The 17,088-nt window shown below is 43.1% G+C and carries 16 protein-coding genes; 9 read left to right on the top strand and 7 right to left on the bottom strand.

Annotated elements, in window-relative coordinates:
- The first annotated feature begins 127 nt into the window (after nucleotides 1-127).
- A complete protein-coding gene (locus tag CSV70_RS07305; RefSeq protein WP_099660958.1) occupies nucleotides 128-553 on the top strand; it encodes a DUF1284 domain-containing protein in 426 nt (141 codons plus the stop codon).
- 117 nt (nucleotides 554-670) lie between these two features.
- On the top strand, nucleotides 671-1,945 hold the full coding sequence (gene rpoN, locus CSV70_RS07300; protein ID WP_099660995.1) for an RNA polymerase factor sigma-54: 1,275 nt from the start codon (nucleotides 671-673) through the stop codon (nucleotides 1,943-1,945).
- On the opposite strand, the gene CSV70_RS07295 is transcribed toward rpoN, so the two are convergent.
- The 5 genes from CSV70_RS07295 to CSV70_RS07275 form a co-directional block, all read right to left on the bottom strand.
- Entirely contained in the window at nucleotides 1,940-3,286 is a 1,347-nt protein-coding gene (locus CSV70_RS07295; protein ID WP_085132507.1) for a sigma-54 interaction domain-containing protein, read from the bottom strand. The genes rpoN and CSV70_RS07295 overlap by 6 nt on opposite strands.
- 114 nt (nucleotides 3,287-3,400) lie before the next feature.
- A complete protein-coding gene (locus CSV70_RS07290) occupies nucleotides 3,401-4,600 on the bottom strand; it encodes an acetyl-CoA C-acyltransferase (protein WP_099660957.1) in 1,200 nt (399 codons plus the stop codon).
- A gap of 17 nt (nucleotides 4,601-4,617) precedes the next feature.
- Entirely contained in the window at nucleotides 4,618-6,348 is a 1,731-nt protein-coding gene (locus CSV70_RS07285) for a class I adenylate-forming enzyme family protein (RefSeq protein WP_099660956.1), read from the bottom strand.
- 29 nt (nucleotides 6,349-6,377) lie between these two features.
- Nucleotides 6,378-7,808, bottom strand: a complete 1,431-nt coding sequence (locus CSV70_RS07280) for a carotenoid oxygenase family protein (protein WP_099660955.1) — start codon at nucleotides 7,806-7,808, stop codon at nucleotides 6,378-6,380.
- On the bottom strand, nucleotides 7,805-8,797 hold the full coding sequence (locus tag CSV70_RS07275) for an NAD(P)H-dependent flavin oxidoreductase (RefSeq protein ID WP_099660954.1): 993 nt from the start codon (nucleotides 8,795-8,797) through the stop codon (nucleotides 7,805-7,807). Before CSV70_RS07275 ends, CSV70_RS07280 begins: the two co-directional genes overlap by 4 nt.
- Nucleotides 8,798-9,066: 269 nt before the next feature.
- On the opposite strand from CSV70_RS07275, the gene CSV70_RS07270 reads away from it, so the two are divergent.
- Genes CSV70_RS07270 through CSV70_RS07260 form a run of 3 tightly spaced genes read left to right on the top strand, consistent with a single transcriptional unit; the run spans nucleotide 9,067 to nucleotide 10,757 of the window.
- Nucleotides 9,067-9,372 (top strand): muconolactone Delta-isomerase family protein, encoded by a 306-nt coding sequence (locus tag CSV70_RS07270; RefSeq protein ID WP_099660953.1) that lies wholly within the window; start codon nucleotides 9,067-9,069, stop codon nucleotides 9,370-9,372.
- 21 nt (nucleotides 9,373-9,393) lie between these two features.
- Nucleotides 9,394-10,305, top strand: coding sequence for an alpha/beta hydrolase (locus CSV70_RS07265; protein WP_099660952.1), 912 nt, complete (start codon nucleotides 9,394-9,396; stop codon nucleotides 10,303-10,305).
- Nucleotides 10,302-10,757 carry an acyl-CoA thioesterase gene (locus tag CSV70_RS07260; RefSeq protein ID WP_099660951.1) on the top strand — a complete coding sequence of 152 codons (456 nt, stop codon included), beginning with the start codon at nucleotides 10,302-10,304 and terminating at the stop codon, nucleotides 10,755-10,757. Before CSV70_RS07265 ends, CSV70_RS07260 begins: the two co-directional genes overlap by 4 nt.
- Nucleotides 10,758-10,835: 78 nt before the next feature.
- Here the strand turns inward: CSV70_RS07260 and CSV70_RS07255 are convergent, their stop codons facing one another.
- Both CSV70_RS07255 and CSV70_RS07250 read right to left on the bottom strand, forming a co-directional pair.
- Nucleotides 10,836-11,102 (bottom strand): DUF5839 family protein, encoded by a 267-nt coding sequence (locus CSV70_RS07255; protein ID WP_099660950.1) that lies wholly within the window; start codon nucleotides 11,100-11,102, stop codon nucleotides 10,836-10,838.
- A 190-nt stretch (nucleotides 11,103-11,292) separates the two neighbouring features.
- Nucleotides 11,293-12,546: an S-layer homology domain-containing protein gene (locus CSV70_RS07250; protein WP_099660949.1), complete on the bottom strand. Its 1,254-nt coding sequence runs from the start codon at nucleotides 12,544-12,546 to the stop codon at nucleotides 11,293-11,295.
- A 515-nt stretch (nucleotides 12,547-13,061) separates the two neighbouring features.
- Between CSV70_RS07250 and tatA the strand changes: the two genes are divergently transcribed.
- The 4 genes from tatA (at nucleotide 13,062) to CSV70_RS07220 (ending at nucleotide 17,087) form a co-directional block, all read left to right on the top strand.
- Nucleotides 13,062-13,286 carry a twin-arginine translocase TatA/TatE family subunit gene (gene tatA / locus CSV70_RS07245; protein ID WP_158232304.1) on the top strand — a complete coding sequence of 75 codons (225 nt, stop codon included), beginning with the start codon at nucleotides 13,062-13,064 and terminating at the stop codon, nucleotides 13,284-13,286.
- 12 nt (nucleotides 13,287-13,298) lie between these two features.
- Complete coding sequence (gene tatC, locus CSV70_RS07240; RefSeq protein ID WP_099660948.1) at nucleotides 13,299-14,204, top strand: twin-arginine translocase subunit TatC; 906 nt, start codon at nucleotides 13,299-13,301, stop codon at nucleotides 14,202-14,204.
- A 1,186-nt stretch (nucleotides 14,205-15,390) separates the two neighbouring features.
- Nucleotides 15,391-16,344, top strand: coding sequence for an agmatinase family protein (locus tag CSV70_RS07225; RefSeq protein ID WP_099660945.1), 954 nt, complete (start codon nucleotides 15,391-15,393; stop codon nucleotides 16,342-16,344).
- Between the two features lie 107 nt (nucleotides 16,345-16,451).
- A complete protein-coding gene (locus CSV70_RS07220; RefSeq protein ID WP_099660944.1) occupies nucleotides 16,452-17,087 on the top strand; it encodes a helix-turn-helix transcriptional regulator in 636 nt (211 codons plus the stop codon).
- Nucleotide 17,088: the final 1 nt, after the last annotated feature.

Raw genomic sequence — 17,088 nt, 5'->3', positions numbered from 1 at the left:
TAATTATAAAAGGTACATCCACAAAGTCAATGTTCCCAAACTCGCACTTCCCTCCTGCATACGTTTATGTGTATACTGAATAATAAAATTGGTTAACTATTATACAGTTCAGAAAAGGCGGGTTTCTATGATCAAACTACGTGGGCACCATATCTTTTGTTTGCTCGGGTACCGTGGAATGGGCTATTCAGCAGAGTACACGGAAAATATGACGAAAATTCATGATGTGTTACGGGAACGGCCTGACACGTTGATTCAAATCATAAAAGGCCCGGATTATTTATGTGCAAAGTTTCCTCAAGGGCAACCGTATCATTGTCAAGATGACGGAATTTATGAACGCGACGCGGTGATTTTACATAAGCTCGGATTGAAAGTCAGTGATGTGCTACCTTGGCGCGAAGTCGAGCGAAGGATTCGGCTACATGTCGTGCCCGAAGATATTGTCGTAGTGTGCGAGACGTGCTCTTGGCGTTCGTATGGGTTTTGCCAAGAAGGTGTCGATGATGTGTTGGAGTCGAGAGGATTACGGCAAGTTCTTCAGGAAAAATAAACTTCTCAGAACAATAGCCCAAGTCGAAAGTGCATGATATGATAAACACATAGAAATGAAAGCGTATTCATATACTTTCATCATGTACTTTATTATAAGGAGGAGATTTCGTTGAATATGTCTCTCCAACAAAAACAAGAACTCAGTTTACGGATGACGACTGAACTCCGTCAAGCAATCGAGCTATTACAACTATCGACCTATGATCTGGAGCTATATATACGAGAAAAAGAGTTAGAAAATCCCGTGATTGAGATACAAGAAGCTGAACCAATGGATTCATTCCAAGAACGACAGCCCCTAAACTACACAAGTCAGGAAACAGATTCTACAGAATGGGTGAAGCAGCAAGACGTCAGTAAACGTGACCAAATGCTTCGACAAGTCGAGTTCGATTTCCACGATGTCAAGACGAAGCAATTACTTAAGACGTTGATTCATAGTTTGGATGATCACGGCTATTTATGTGCAGATGCGCACGCTATAGAAAATGTAGAGGCCGGTATTGAATTACTACAGCAAATCGGTCCGCCCGGCATAGGTGCTCGGACGCTGCAGGAGTGTTTGTTGCTTCAAGTTAGAAGCTGCGAAGAGTGTCCCGAGTTAATCGAAACGTTCATATCGGAGTATTTGCCTTATGTGGCTGAACGTAAGTGGCAACAGATCGCCAATGGTATGAATATTACGATGGCACACGTAAACGAACTGCATGAATTCCTGCTGACGCTACATCCGAGACCTTGTCCAGAACTCGGTCACAATGAAACAGAATTCATGATGCCTGACGTGATCGTTGAAGAAAAACACGGGAAGTTATCATTTCATTTGAACGACCGGGACCTTCCGAAAATCGGACTGCGCAAAGAATATGTATCTTCTCTTACAGGTACATCCGAACTTTCTTCCTATTTGCGCGACTATCATAAACAAGCGCAATGGTTACTAACAAGTATCGAACAGCGGCGCAATACGATCATTCGCATCGTGACGGATCTTCTCGAAAAACAAGACGCATTTTTCCGCTATGGAAAGAAAGCTTTGCAGCCCATGACAATGAAAGAAGTGGCAGATAGTATTGAGATGCATGAGTCGACTATTAGCCGTACCGTTTCCAATAAAGTAATCCAAACGCCTGCCGGAACGTTCGAAATGCGCTCTTTATTCACATCCAAACTAGCTGCACAGGATGGCGACAATGTATCTCAATCCGCTGTGAAAGCATCGATCCAGTCACTGATTGCGAAAGAAGATAAACGGAAGCCGTTATCCGATCAAAAGATAGTGGATTTGCTATTGAAAGAACAAGGAATCACGATTTCGCGCAGGACGGTCAGCAAGTATCGGGATGAACTCCACATTCTGTCGTCTAGTAAACGGAAATCGATTTTATAAGCCGTACTTCTTCATCTTCTTCACTACTGCGGATTGGCTGATGCCAAGCACTTGAGCCACTTTCCGCGTAGTACGGAAGGTCTGCAGTTTCTCCAGTATGATTTTCTTTTCAATTTCTTCAAGTGTCGCTTTCAAAGAATAATTCTCGCTCAAATCAGGCTGGTCGATGATGAAAGGTAAACTACTCCAGCTGATTTCGTCTTGTTCAGCTGTGACGACGAGGCGTTCAATCATGTTCTCCATTTCACGGATATTGCCTGGCCATTCGTATTGATGTAGCAATTCAACGAGCCCAGGTTGGAAGTAATGCTCGAGTCCATATTTACGATTTGTCCGGTTCAATACTAGATGAGCCAGTTGCTGAATGTCTTCGGGACGTTCTCGCAGTGGTGGGATATGAATGGGGATGATATTGAGTCGATAATAAAGATCTTCGCGGAAGTCTCCTTTTTCAATAAGTTCTTGTAAGTTTTTATTTGTAGCAGAAACAATGCGCACATCGATTTTAATGTCTTTTGTGCCACCGATTCTCCGGATTTCGAATTCTTGCAGGACCCGCAGGAGTTTCACTTGCAAATCCATCGGCATGTCCCCGATTTCATCTAGGAATACGGTACCACCATTCGCGGCTTCGAATAACCCTGCTTTCCCTTGTTGGTTAGCACCGGTGAACGCACCTTTCTCATAGCCAAACAGTTCTGATTCCAGTAAATCACGCGGTATAGCGGCACAGTTGATTTTGATGAAAGGAAGATCGGCCCTTGCGCTGTTTTCATGAATCAGCTTCACTACGACTTCTTTTCCGACACCCGACTCCCCTAAGATCAGTATAGAAGAGTCCACCTTAGCAACTCGTGCAGCTAATTGCACGACTTGTTTCATTTTAGGACTAGCCGAGATCACATCGTCCGAATGAACACCTGCAACATCTATAGATGAGACTTTAGGCGTAACGCTTTGATGTTTTCTTCGCAACGCTATAGATAGTAAAACGTCCAATTTCAAATTATTTAACTCAGATATATCTCGCACATTTAAGACGACATACTGAAGTTCACCTTCGGAAGTAAGTACAGGATTGCCTGTCACAAGCACTTCCAGACCTTGTATACTGATGACATCAGTGACAGGCTTCTTCGTTTGGATAATACGATTCGTAATTGATTTGGAGATATAGCCCTTTTCAATGGCATTCTTTGTCGTTTCCCCTACGAATTTCTCTTTAGTGAATCCCGTAATACGCTGCCCCGCTTGATTGATCGCCAGTCCTTTCCCTTCATGATCGAACACACAAATCCCATCGAAATTATGCTGAAATGCCTTTTCGTATATACTTTCCATGCCATTCACCCCATACTCGCTGTTTGAGTTGTTTTCGAATCAACAGCTTTCTTACTATTCTAACATAAAAAAAGAAAGGATTCTTCAGCAGAAGAACCCTCTCTCATTTCTATTCTATATTCTTTCCACGACGATGGCAGTTCCCACTCCGCCACCGCCACTAATCGCAACGAGTCCATACTTCCCGTCTATCCTATCGAGTTCATCCAAAATCGTTGCAAGCAACATACCGCCTGTTCCGCCGAGCGCATGCCCCATCGAAATTGCGCCGCCATTGACGTTTATTTTCGTTGAATCAATCTTTTCATCCCGAATAAGTTTCAGAACCGTTGCCGCAAATGCTTCATTGTATTCAATCAAGTCCATATCATTGAAACTTAAACCAGTTTGCGCCAGCACTTTATGACTCGCTGCCTGGCCACCTGTTAATAAGTATGGACTGGCCGATGTATTCGCTACTCCCACAATGCGAGCACGTGGTTTCATACCGAGTGCTTCACCCGACTTTTCATTCGCAACGACAAGCAACGCCGCTCCGTCTGCGAGTGAAGGTGAGTTTCCCGGATGGTGCATATGCTCAATCGCTTCAAGCTTCGGAAACGCTTCATAGATCTGCTCTTCCGCTGGTCCAACTCCCCATTTGATGAATGATGGCGTCAGTCCAGCAAGACTATCGACCGTACTTTCACGGATTAGCTCATCGTTAGCAAGTAATAACGTACCTTTTTCGTCATAAACCGGTACGATGGACGAATCAAAATAACCATAATCCCTTGCATAGGCTGCGCGTTCTTGCGACTGTACCGCATATTCATCAAGCTCTTCCCTTGTGAATCCTTCAAGGGAAGCGATAATATCAGCAGATACCCCCATCTGGACAAACCCCGTTTTCTTACTGACGTCAGGATCCGAAAACCATGCACCTTTATCCGACAACATTGGAACACGGGAGACGGATTCTACGCCGCCTGCTAGTACAACTTGCTCGAATCCCGCCTGTACTTTTGCCGCTGCCATACCAACAGCATCCAGGCCAGAAGCACAAAACCTATTGATCGTTACGCCACCTACCGTTTCAGGTAATCTGGCATAGAGTGCGGAAATCTTCGCAAGATCCGCACCTTGATCTTTCACCTGCGTCACACAGCCGAGCACAAAATCTTCAATCAGAGCCTTATCGAATGAATGACGCTCCTCCAGTGCGTGAATCAGCGTGGAAATTAGTTGGATAGGTGGTACTGATGCCAATGCACCCGATTCTTTGCCTGCTCCTCTTGGCGTACGAATTGCATCGTAAATATATGCTTGCGTCATTTCTTCCACTCCTTCGTTCAAGCTTCTTGGCGTTCTTCCGCCGAATCCATTACAAGTTGCTTCAAGTGAAACTTCATAATCTTTCCAACCGGATTACGTGGCAACTCTTCGAGGAAGTGGATATACTCAGGAATTTTATAAATTGCATAATCATGGGCTTTAAAGTACTGGATAATTTCTTCAATTGTTAGTGTTTCATCTGCATTTTTTAGTACTACACAAGCACAAGCTTTTTCTCCCATAAGCTTGTCAGGCAAACCTACGATTGAAACGTCTGCCACTTTGGGGTGTGATTGTAACAGGTACTCTACTTCTCCAGGGCTGATATTGACACCACCACGAATGATAATTTCCTTCGTGCGGCCGACAAAACGATAAAATTTCGCTTCCCCATCTTTTTCGATGATTTCAAATAAATCACCTGTACAGAAGAATCCGTCTTCATCGAAGATTTCATGGTTTAGGTCTTCCTGTCTCCAATAACCTGGGAACACACTTGCTCCTTTAATACGCATCTCGCCAGGCATACCTGTTTTTGTGATTGTTTTACCGGTTTCAGTGTCTACGATCTTGCTTTCGAAGTAGTGAGCAATTCTAGTCGTCCATTCAAGCCCCCGCACTCCTAATCGGGGGAAATAGTTGGCGCGTTGTTCTGCATCTGGAATATCCCGTGGATCACTAATGAATGTTGCACCTTCATTTGAGCCGAAGTAGTTGATAATCGATATGCCGAACTTTTCATTCCAACCTTTGACCATCCAAGGTGACAATGGTGTAGAACCCGAGCCGATTGCACGCATCGATGAAAAGTCCGTTGACTTGAGGATGTCTTCATTATTAAGCATTGTATTTAACAATGCAGGTGGAGCTAAAGTATAAGTCGCTCGCTCTGTTGCAATCTGCTTAAGGAAAGTTGGCAGATCGAACGGGTGATGCATGATCAGTGTGCAATTTTTCAATAACCACGGTACGAACATGCCTGCAATTCCTGCCATGTTCACCATCGGGAATGTATTCAGTAGTACTTCATCTTCTGTGAATGCACCTGCATCAACAGAGGCATAAGCCGAAATAATCCATTCGTTTTGTGTACGCGGAACTCCTTTTGGTGTACCTTCCGTTCCTGATGTCCAACAGATTGTGAAGATGTCATTCGCTGTATTCTTATTACTGGCGCAAATTTCATTCGCCAGTTGGACGTCTTCATGTGACATGTCCAAGTCATCAAGTGAAACTGCATCTTCCGGTAGATTATCTCCCCATGCAAAAATCGTATGGAGTGAAGATACCTCTTGCTTTACATCAACAAAATCCTTCGCTGTGTCATGTTTCAGAATATGGGTCATCGTGATGACCGCCTTTGCCTCCGTGAAGTTCAAGAGGGTACGATATTCATGCTTTCTATATTGCACAGGAAACGGTGTAGCAATGGCACCGATACGTAAAATCGCTAAGTATGTCAATAGCATTTCAACAGTGTTCGGCAACTGAATTCCAATAATATCGTCTTTGCGAATACCATTTTTCAATAAGAAGGCTGATAATTTTTCAACTTTTCCTTGCAGTTGTCCATATGTGAAACGCTGAGGCGCGCCCGAACAGATTGCTTCTCTATTGAGTGGATCCACCGCAGCAAGTGCAGTCGGTTTATTACGAACGTTCTCCAAGAAAAAGTCGTACAGTGTTTTCGTTCCCCAATATCCCTTAGCTGTATATTCATCAATCTTTTTCTGATCTGCTAGTATCATCTTTCCGCCTCCTTGTTTTCAATACGCTTTTATGCTTCTGAACCATAGAAGTTTTCACCTGAAATCCAAGTTGCATGGAAGCCCATAGGCACGCGGTGTGGTAATGCGATGCGTGCGACTGGCCCATTGCCAAACTGTTGGCCGTCCAAGATAACGAGTTCTGATTTATCAGTCAACACATTATGTGTATAGCACACGACATACCCTTCGTCTTCAGATCCCGCATTCTTCTTAGGCGCGAACGCTGCTTCAGATCCGTAGAAGTGATCGTCGAACATATATTTTTCATTTTGCCCTGTCCAAGTATCGTATTTTACTAAGCCGGTAAACTGTAACGTCTTCGCTTTATCGATATTAACGTTATAAGAATAACGACCTTTACGTCCCATATAATTAAGATTAATTACAGGAAACTCGGTATTCATATCGTCAAGCAAACCTTCCTTTACTTGACCTGTCTTTAAGTTCAAGCGCCAGTAATGAAGTTTGGCATCGAGTTGAAGAAACTGCATCATGCGCTCGATATCACTTTCTGTAGAACGTTTCGGCGGCTCTGGCTGATCAACACGGCAGCCAACAAGTACAATTTCGTCGCCTTCTTCCCATGCGTTGATGGAATGATAGATATAGCATGGATCTGCTTCAAACCAGCGAATATCATTGGAATTCCCGTGACGTGGAATAACGCCAAAACGGCTCGGAATATGTGAATGGAATTCCACTTTATATCGCCCCTTCGCCAGTGCTTCCGTATTCGCGAATAATGGCAAATCCATTAAAACGGAATAATTTTCAGTGATCCACATATCATGCGGATTACGTGGTCCTGGTAGGTCGATTGGTACGCTGTGTACGTCTTTCCCATCAGCCGATACAACACCATACATCATATATGGATACGAGATTCCATAATCGAAAAATATAAATTCTCCTGTATTCTCATCTACTTTAGAGTGCGCAGAGACGTTTACCTTTAATTGATCATTGAAGTTTTCTACTCCAACTGTTTCAAGTGTTTTTGCATCGATCCGATAAGGCTCCCCTGATTTATACCAAAGGCTCAAGAGATTATCATTGTGGAAAACAATGTCCGTGTTAGATGTGTTTTTCAGACGTTCAAAAGAAGGATTTTTTTTAGGATTGTCCCGAAGTCCCACCCATTCCGACTTTTTTGTCCCATCCTCGTACTCATACCCCTTTGTATGAACGTAGCGATTACGGTAGCTCACTTTACCATCCTTAAAGTAGACAGCGTGCAACATGCCATCTCCATCAAACCAATGATGACGGCCAGTTGGCTCATATTTGGGGTTCGGGCCGTTTCTGACGTATACCCCACTAAAGTCTGCTGGTATTTCACCTTCGATTACCGGTAGTTCTTCCACGAATAGTTCTTCTTCAGTTGGCGCATATAACGCGTCTTGCAAGTATGGGTTTACTTCCGTTTGCATATTTGTCATTTAACTTCCTCCTTTACTGTGCTCCATGGATTGTTGTCGATGAGTTGTTGTTGCGCTTGTTCGTACTCTCTATGCAACTGCTTAATAATGTCCGCTGCCGACTGTATATGTGTAATGGATTCAATTCCATGGCCAGCTGACCAAATATTTTTCCAAGCTTTCGTTCCCGCTTGCGGGTCGCTGAAGTCAATTTGTGCTTTTGGCACCAGATTGTCTGGATCAAGTCCTGCGCGTTCGATACTCGGGCGCAACATATTGGCATGAACCCCAGTGAAAGCATCTGTCATTAGAATATCGTCATAGTCGGAGTCCACCACCATATCCTTATATTCCGATTGCGCCATACTTTCTTTTGCTGAAATGAAAGATGTCCCCATGTACGCAAGATCTGCCCCAAGCGACTGCGCAGCAAGAATGCCGTTGCCTGTAGAGATACCTCCAGCCAAAATGATGATGCCATCAAAGAATTGTCGAACCGCTTCTACAAATGCAAAGCTATTCATCCTCCCTGTATGACCTCCTGCACCTGAACTGACAAGAATTAATCCATCGACGCCTGTACCGGCAGCTTTCTTTGCAAATTTTACGGAATTAACATCCGCAAACACGAGGCCATCATAGGAATGGACTGCTTCTATAACAGTCAATGGACTACCAAGTGCAGTAATAACGATTGGCGGCTGATAGCGTTTGATCAATTCCACTTCTTCATCTAATCGGATATACGTGCGATGCGTCACCATATTAAGTGCCCACGGTGCTGTTTTACCGATTGCGCTATGTTCTTTTAATGAAGTGGTTATATGGATCATCCATTCTTCTAGTTGCTCGATTGTTCTCGCATTTGGCGCTGGAAACGAACCGATGACACCATTTGTACAGCATGCAGTAACAAGTTCTGGACTCGACACAAGAAACATTGGAGCGGCTATGATAGGTAATACCGCATTATCTGAAAGCGTTTTCAAAACTCGTTGTTTATTATTCATTTAAATCCCCCTATGAAATAGTTTTACTACGTGCTGTGCTTATGTATATTGCAAGTACCGTGCCAACTTGGAAAATACGTAGGTATCGATTTATCTTCATTTTTTCGATTCGAAAAGTAATCAAACCAAGAGAATGGTGAGTGTAATAGTAATCAGAATATCGGATCTAGGACAAATTGAACCTATCAGTACGCGGAAGCAGATGTTGGTATGAAACTTGCAAAGTATGTAGAAGAGATAGTGGACAAATAGAAAGGTGGAAATATCTTATGTTATTTTATATTCGAGCATCCGTGCAGCAAAAAGAGTTATCTACTGATGAGTTATGGGCTCTATGGGAGAAAGAAATCTCTGTTGGCCGTAAAGCACTTGAAACCGGGAAAATTGTTAGCGCATACAAAGTGGCTGGACGTAAAGAAGTGATTTTAATTTATGATGCAGACTCGCATGATGAGCTTGATCGCGTATTCACAGCGCAACTTCCGTTGGCTGATTATCTGACAGTAGTAGAAATGACACCGATTCGTCCATATGTAGATTTTGGAGACGATGTAGTAAAACGTTGGAAACATTGATAATAGAAGGAGTTGACCGGAATGAAAGCAGAGCATATTACATTTACGAGTGAAGGCACGAATTGTAGTGGCTTATTATATAAACCTCAAGGCAAAGGTCCATATCCTGCAGTCGTCATGGCACATGGCTTCAGTTTAGTAAAAGAAGTGTTTTTGCCTCAGTATGCCAAGAGATTTGCTGAAGCCGGGCTTGCGGTATTAGCATTTGATTACCGAAATTTTGGAGAAAGCGAAGGTGACAATCGCCAGCACATGGATCCCGCAATGCAGATTGAGGATTACCGCAACGCGATTTCGTATATGGCATCTCAGGACTTCATTGACGGAAACAGAATCGGGATTTGGGGTAGTTCATACAGTGGCGGACATGTACTGCAAGTAGGTGCGATGGATTGCCGCGTTAAAGCAATCGTTTCGCAAGTACCTACTATCCGTGGAATACTTGGCATGGAAAAGAAAATGGGCAAGGAAAACATCGAAATTCACACTCAACATCTAGCTGATTACCGTCAGGCACGTTACGAAGGTGCACCGGTCGAATACATCAAAGTTGTCAGTGAAGACGGCAAAAACTGCGCACAAACCCATCATGAGGCCTTTGAATGGTTTACGAAAAAAGCGCAAAAAATGGCACACACATGGGAAAATCGTTTGACGCTTGAATCAATGGAGAAATATATGGAGTATTATCCTGCATCGAATGCCGACTTGATCTCCCCTACTCCATTATTGATGGTCGTAGCGATAGAAGACGGCATTACACCTGCTACCCCTGCCATTGACATCTTCAATGAGAAAATCAGCGAACCGAAGAAACTGGTCGAGTTGCCAAAAGGTCATTTCGATTTATACGACGGCGACACATTCGAACGTGCACAACAAGAAGCAGCGGATTGGTTCGTGGAACATTTAGGAAAGGAGCTAAGTCAATGAGCGCAGATTATATTACACCCAACATGGAAGAATGGGTTAAGAAGTTTACGTTCGAAAGCTATTGTAAAGTGCGTGTATGTGAAACTGATCTCTATGCGCATGTTAACAATACGAGCTACGGTCCTTATTTCGAACAAGGGCGTGCCGATTACCTAGAAGAACTAGGGTTCTACAAAGAAAAACTCATGTTTGTCGTCGGGGACTTGTACTTCCGTTTCCACAGCGAAGCTTACGCGCGCGAAGAACTCGTCATCAAAGTACGTACGTCCCGCTTTGGTACAAAATCATTCACAATGGAAAGCGTCATTCAACGCAAAGCCACAGGTGATGTGATTGCAACAAATTGGACGACACTCATTATCATGGATAGCGAAACGAAAAAATCAATTGTGATTCCTGAGTGGGTCAAGCAACGGATCCAAGACTATGAAAAGACGTTGCAACTTTCCTGATTATCGTTCTATGGATAAAAACAGCTCATCACCAGTCGAAACTAGACAGGAATAAGCTGTTTTTTTCTTTCTCTATACTTATTTCTCTGGTGCCCGCTCCAAAGTCTTGATCACAAGTTTGTATCTTTTTTGTGTTTCTTCAAATTCTTCGCGATATACATCCATTACGAGAACCGGCTTGGGACCCAATTTCGTACGCACGGGGACGATATCTCCTTTTTGAATCGGTTCTTCCCTTATCTTTTTCGGTATATGCCAAGTAAAGAATTTCTCTGTGTTGAGTTTTAAAACCCCGTCTTCATTTCCAAGTACATGAAGCGCTTTAATCGTATTATTCGTATCCATGCAGTCATTCTACTCCTTTGTCAAACGTCATATACTGTGGGTCTAGCATAAATTCATGCTATTGGATGAATGAAATTCATAACACTTTCCACAATCGCTCTTTGAAAGTCGGTCGGTTTAGTAGGTACGATAGGAATTTACACAAAAAACGTGCAATCCATCCTAATCGGTGGCTTGCACGTTTCTTTATTCAATTCACAAACGATGTGAAGCCATCCGAAGAGTTGAATTTCACTTTGAAGCGTCCATAATCAGAATCCAAGTTGAATGTATATTGGTCAAATGTGTACTTGGCATCTGTTACCGGATCTAATTCGACTTGCTGGGTAGTTGTGATATATTTAGCTACAATATTTTTATGGCCATATGTTGCATACTCGGCTTCCAATATTTTTTTGGCTTCATTGATCGTCAGCTGGAAGTTCTTCGTACCAACCTTCGTATACTTTAATGAATTCATCTTCCATTTGCTGTCTTGTTTTTTAAATTGATACGCTACATAACCGCCAACAGAATAGCCATTTTGGAATTCCACTGTGTTTACATTCAGTGTATTGGAATCGGGTTGTGTAAACTCGAACCGTACTATTGGCTCATTATTGATATATGGCAAGACGTTAGAGTAGCAGTCCTCGCATTTAGGATTGTAGTAACCTTTCAGATCGCCATCCACAAACGCTTTTGTCGCACTCATACGTAGAGTAGACTCAATGTCCGAATACTTCCACTGATTCATCCGCGCATCGCGCATAGTCTTCTCCAGTTCAAACGTTCTGCGATTGACGAGATCCCATGCTTTGCCTTTTGTTACTTTATCAGTCGCCGGACGAGCTTCCTTCACCTTGATGGCTGCGTATAAGAACTGTGCATAGTGCGCACGCGTTACAGATTCATTCGGCATAAATTCACCACTAGAATAACCGCTCGCAACACCACTAGCTTTTAGCGCGTTGGCATGGGTATAGCCCCAATGTTCAACATACACATCATAAAATGAATTTTGTTTCGTCATATACAAATCAAATGCGATATCCAATACTTTCGCCATTTGAATCCGTGTAATCGGTGCTTCCGGATTGAAGTAGCCATCTGTTCCGCCACTGAAAATGCCGGCTGCAGTCAATTTCATGATGGAGGCATAGTATGGATGATTTTTCGGTACATCATAATACGTCACTGCAGTTGTCGCTTGTGGTAATTTCAGTGCTTGGTCCAGTAACTTCGCTACGTGTTTACGCGAGATGTGTTCCTGCGGTCGGAACGTGCCGTCTTGATAGCCCCCTATAAAGCCTTTATCCTGTAAATACTGGATCGCTTCATAGTTCGGGTGATTTTTCGACACGTCCTTGAATTCTGTTGTTGCGGCTTGCGTAGAACTGAATGATACAAATGAAAGCATAACGAGCAATACGGTCCAAACGAAAATCCGACTAGGCTTGTTCATAATCTTTCCTCCTCAGTAAATTATTTTGTCGGCTGTAGGTTACTTGTTATTATTATTCTACCAACTTTCAAATGATTCGTATATATTTATTTTCTAAATATTGCAAATATTTTAGAGCTTGGTTTATTTTAATTTTTCATTATGGTAAAAATGACATTTGACCTATCGTCAGAAGTCTGTTAGCATGAAAAGATTGTTATCCTTTCGACAAACTTCGATTATGTTTAATGAAATGTCATGGGATTTATCATGCTACAATGAATACGTTCTTAGTTCCGAATCTCCCGGTAAAACAATTTAACATGTTACTGAGGATTATTTCGACTATAACGGTCTAGACTTCATTAACGTACAAAACTTATTTGTTGTGAGAGTGAGGAATTTCGCTCATAATAGTGGATACAACCCTACTGCAATAGTCGGTGCACTTGCCTATCGTACTGCGGAAGGCATTCAGAAATACCAGTAACAAGTTGGATCTTTCGTATAAATGAAGCAGAAAGGATGGATGGATCATGAATATAGCAGCAATCGGTGTACCTGGGCTCATTATTATCCTTGTGATTATTTTGATTCTTTTCGGACCTCGTAAATTGCCTGAAGTCGGCTCAGCAGTCGGTAAAACTTTAGCAGAATTCAAAAAAGCTACTAAAGATATTATGGGCGATGATGAAGAGAAAGAAAAAACAACTGTTACTCCTGCCAAAACGATTGAAACTGATAAAAAAGATATTAAATAAGTAGGTGAAAAGATGGATCCGTATAGTGATCAAAACCGGAAAAACCAAAGCCCATTAGACAAAAAAGCAAATGATGAAGAAACCGCCCTGCCCGATCACTCTGCGGAGACTTCTTCCACTGAACGGGCTGTACCAGAAGAACTAAAACCAGAACCACAACCAGAAGAACCAAGAATGCCTCCTAAACAACCTGACGATGAAAAGACTGATGCAGATCCTGCGTTAATCGAGCATCTCACGGATCTTCGGAAGCAGCTCATCAAAAGTGTCGTCGTGTTTTTGGTTTTCTTCATTGCCGTATTCAGCACGATTAATCTATGGTTCCCATACGTTACGCGGGGCTATAAGCTGATCGTTTTGAGTCCGCTTGAGGTCATTTCATTTTATACGACGATTTCCGCTGCGATGGCATTTGGTTTGTCCGTCCCGTTCGTCTGTCATTTCCTCTGGCAGTTCGTCAAACCGGGTCTGACGCAGAAAGAAGGACGTTTCCTAAGTCTCTACTCCCCTGCCATTCTGCTCTTGTTCGTCGGTGGTCTGGCATTCGGGTACTATGTAGTCAATCCACTGAGCTATAACTTCTTAGTGAAGCTCGGTAAAATGAATTTTGATGTCATGATCACGGCAAAAGAATATGCACGTTTTTTATTAATGACCACCATGCCGATTGGTTTGCTCTTTGAGCTTCCAATCGTCGCACTATTCCTTTCCGCTATCGGTATTCTGACATCTGAAACTATGAAAAAAGTGAGAAAGTGGTCGTACGTGATTCTCGCTGTAGTGTCCGCATTGATCACACCTCCTGATTTCTTGAGTCAGTTGATCATTCTCATTCCAATGATTGCTTTGTATGAAGCCAGTATTTTCATTGTCATGAAAACTGAGAAACGACTAGTACCAGATGCAGAAGCATCATAATGAATAAGAAAAAGCGTTCCACTGTAAAAGTGGTACGCTTTTTTCTTGCGGAAATATACGTGAAGAAAGCAACCGCGCCCATACATCCAGGCAAGCGCTCTATGTTGCCCGATATTCGCTCTATATGCCACGTCAAGCGCTCTATTCAAATCCAGATTCGCTCTATACGCCACGCCAGCCGCTCTATCGAAACCTGGATTCGCTCTATATACCACGTCAAGCGCTCTATCGAAGCCCGGATTCGCTCTAGACACCCCGCTAGCTGCTCTATCAAAACCCAGATTCGCTCTATATACCACGTCAAGCGCTCTATCAAAACCCGGATTCGCTCTATATGCCACGTCAAGCGCTCTAGCGAAACTCAGATTCGCTCTATACGCCTCGCCAGCCGCTCTATCGAAACTCAGATTCGCTCTATACACCACGTCAAGCGCTCTATCAAAACCCAGATTCGCTCTATACGCCTCGCCAGCCGCTCTATCGAAGCCCGGATTCGCTCTATACGCCACGCCAGCCGGCTCTATCAAAACCCGGATTCGCTCTATACGCCACGCTAGCCGCTCTATCGAAACTCAGATTCGCTCTATACACCTCGCCAGCCGCTCTAGCCAAACCCGGATTCGCTCTATTACGCCACGCCAGCCGCTCTAGCCAAACTCAGATTCGCTCTATACGCCACGCTAGCCGCTCTAGCCAAACCCAGATTCGCTCTATACACCTCGCCAGTCGCTCTAGCCAAACCCAGATTCGCTCTATACGCCTCGCCAGCCGCTCTATCGAAACTCGAATTCGCTCTAAACACCCCGCTAGCCGCTCTATCAAAACCTGGATTCGCTCTATATACCACGTCAAGCGCTCTAGCGAAACTTAGATTCGCTCTATACACCTCGCTAGCCGCTCTATCAAAACCCGGATTCGCTCTATACGCCACGCTAGCCGCTCTAGCCAAACCCAGATTCGCTCTAGACACCCCGCTAGCCGCTCTATCGAAACTCAGATTCGCTCTATATACCACGTCAAGCGCTCTATACACCATACCAAGCGCTCATACTTCGCTCTTCCAAGCTCTTTAAAACCACGGATCCTCACACAGCAATTTTAATTTATTTAAAACTGTTTGACAATTAGTCCACTTAGCTTTATTATTAGTAAAAGTTATTTAAAAAAATTAAAGGTGGTTATTAATATGACAGAGATGATTTATGGCAATACTCCATGTATGTTGGGGGCTAAAAATATATCAGCAACAAAAGACTTTTCGGATGTAGACGTTATTGTATACGGAGTTCCTTGGGAAGGCGCGGTTACATGGGGAGATTACACAGGCTGCGAACTCGGGCCAAAAGTCATGCGCTTATGTTCTGCACGCTACTCGGGTTACCTTCCTGAAATCAATGACATGGATGTTTTCGAAAATGTCACACTAGGTGATGTGGGAGATATCGACATCGTGGCTGCTGATGTCGACGAAACGATGAAGCGAATTACCGATTTCACTTCCGAGTTATGGAAAACAGGCAAGTTCGTCATCGGTCTTGGCGGCGATCATGGTATTACGTACCCGGTCGTGAAAGCGATTGCAGAGCAGGATAAAAAAGTGGGAATCATTCATATGGATGCTCACTATGACAACCTTCCATCTCACAACGGTGACCAGTTCGCTCGTTGTAGCCCATTTGCTCGTTTATATGAACAAGAAGGTGTGCGCAACGAAAGTATTATCCATACAGGTATCCACGGCCCACGCAATAAACCTGAAAGCGGACGCAATGCGAAAGCAGCTGGCGCAGTGACCATTACGATCAATGAAATCCGTGACCGTAAAGATTTAAAAGAGATGGCTAGAGAAATTTATGCACAAGCTTCAAAAGACGTAGATTGCGTGTACTTGACGATTTGTAGTGATGTATTGGACTTCGCATTCAATCCAGGTGGTCCAGTAGATGGAAATGGCTTAACTTCTTATGAATTACTGACATTGGTACATGAAATTTGTAAATTAGGCGTAATCGGTATGGATTTCGTGGAAATTTATCCGCAACAAGATCCTAATCAATTTTCTGCTCACTTTGCGTCTACTCTGATCCTGTATGCACTAGCAGGAAATATCCTTCATCATCAGCAAAAAGAAGGAAAATGAGCTACTACTTCTCAGACTACTAAACCTTTCGATTGATAATAGTCGATTTTTCCTTCTTGGTATAGGAAAATAAGGAAGAGTATTTAATCTGAGGAGTGTTAGAAGCTATGAAACAAAACCAATTGATTTTCGATTCTTATATACGAATGGCTGATGCCATATATAGTGTGTTCAATGTGAACTGTGAAGTTGTAATCCATGATGTGACGAAAGTAGAATCCTCTTTAATTTATTTAAAAGGAGATGTCACGGGCAGAGCGGTTGGAGCCCCTACTACGGAAGTCATTTTGAAGGAATTGAAGAAGAAGCACGAGGATATTAAAGATTTGAATGGCATCATCACGAATACGACGCGTGGGAAGATTATTAAGACTTCCATTGTATTCATTAGAGATTTGGATGGCAAAGTGATTGGTTTCCTTGGGATCAATTTGGATATCACGGAAATCAATCGTCTACAGCAAGTGATCGAAGAAATGATTCGACCTGACACAAGCTATGATGGACAGCATTTCGATGAAACGTATGCGACGCATATTGATGAAGTGTTCGACAATATTACGAAAAGCACTATCGTGGAGCTTGGAATAGATGTTGAAAACTTGCAACGAAAAGATCGTATTACGTTTGTTCGACGGCTGGAAAGTAAAGGAATTTTTCTAATTCAAGGATCTGCTGATCGAATTGCGGATTTATTAGGAGTATCCAAACAAACCATTTATAACTCACTCGAGGAAAAGTGAC

Source organism: Sporosarcina sp. P25 (assembly GCF_002743235.1).
Classification (GTDB): Bacteria; Bacillota; Bacilli; order Bacillales_A; family Planococcaceae; genus Sporosarcina; species Sporosarcina ureae_B.
The sequence above is the reverse complement of the archived record's forward strand: the minus strand, read 5'-3'. Positions and strand labels throughout refer to the sequence as shown.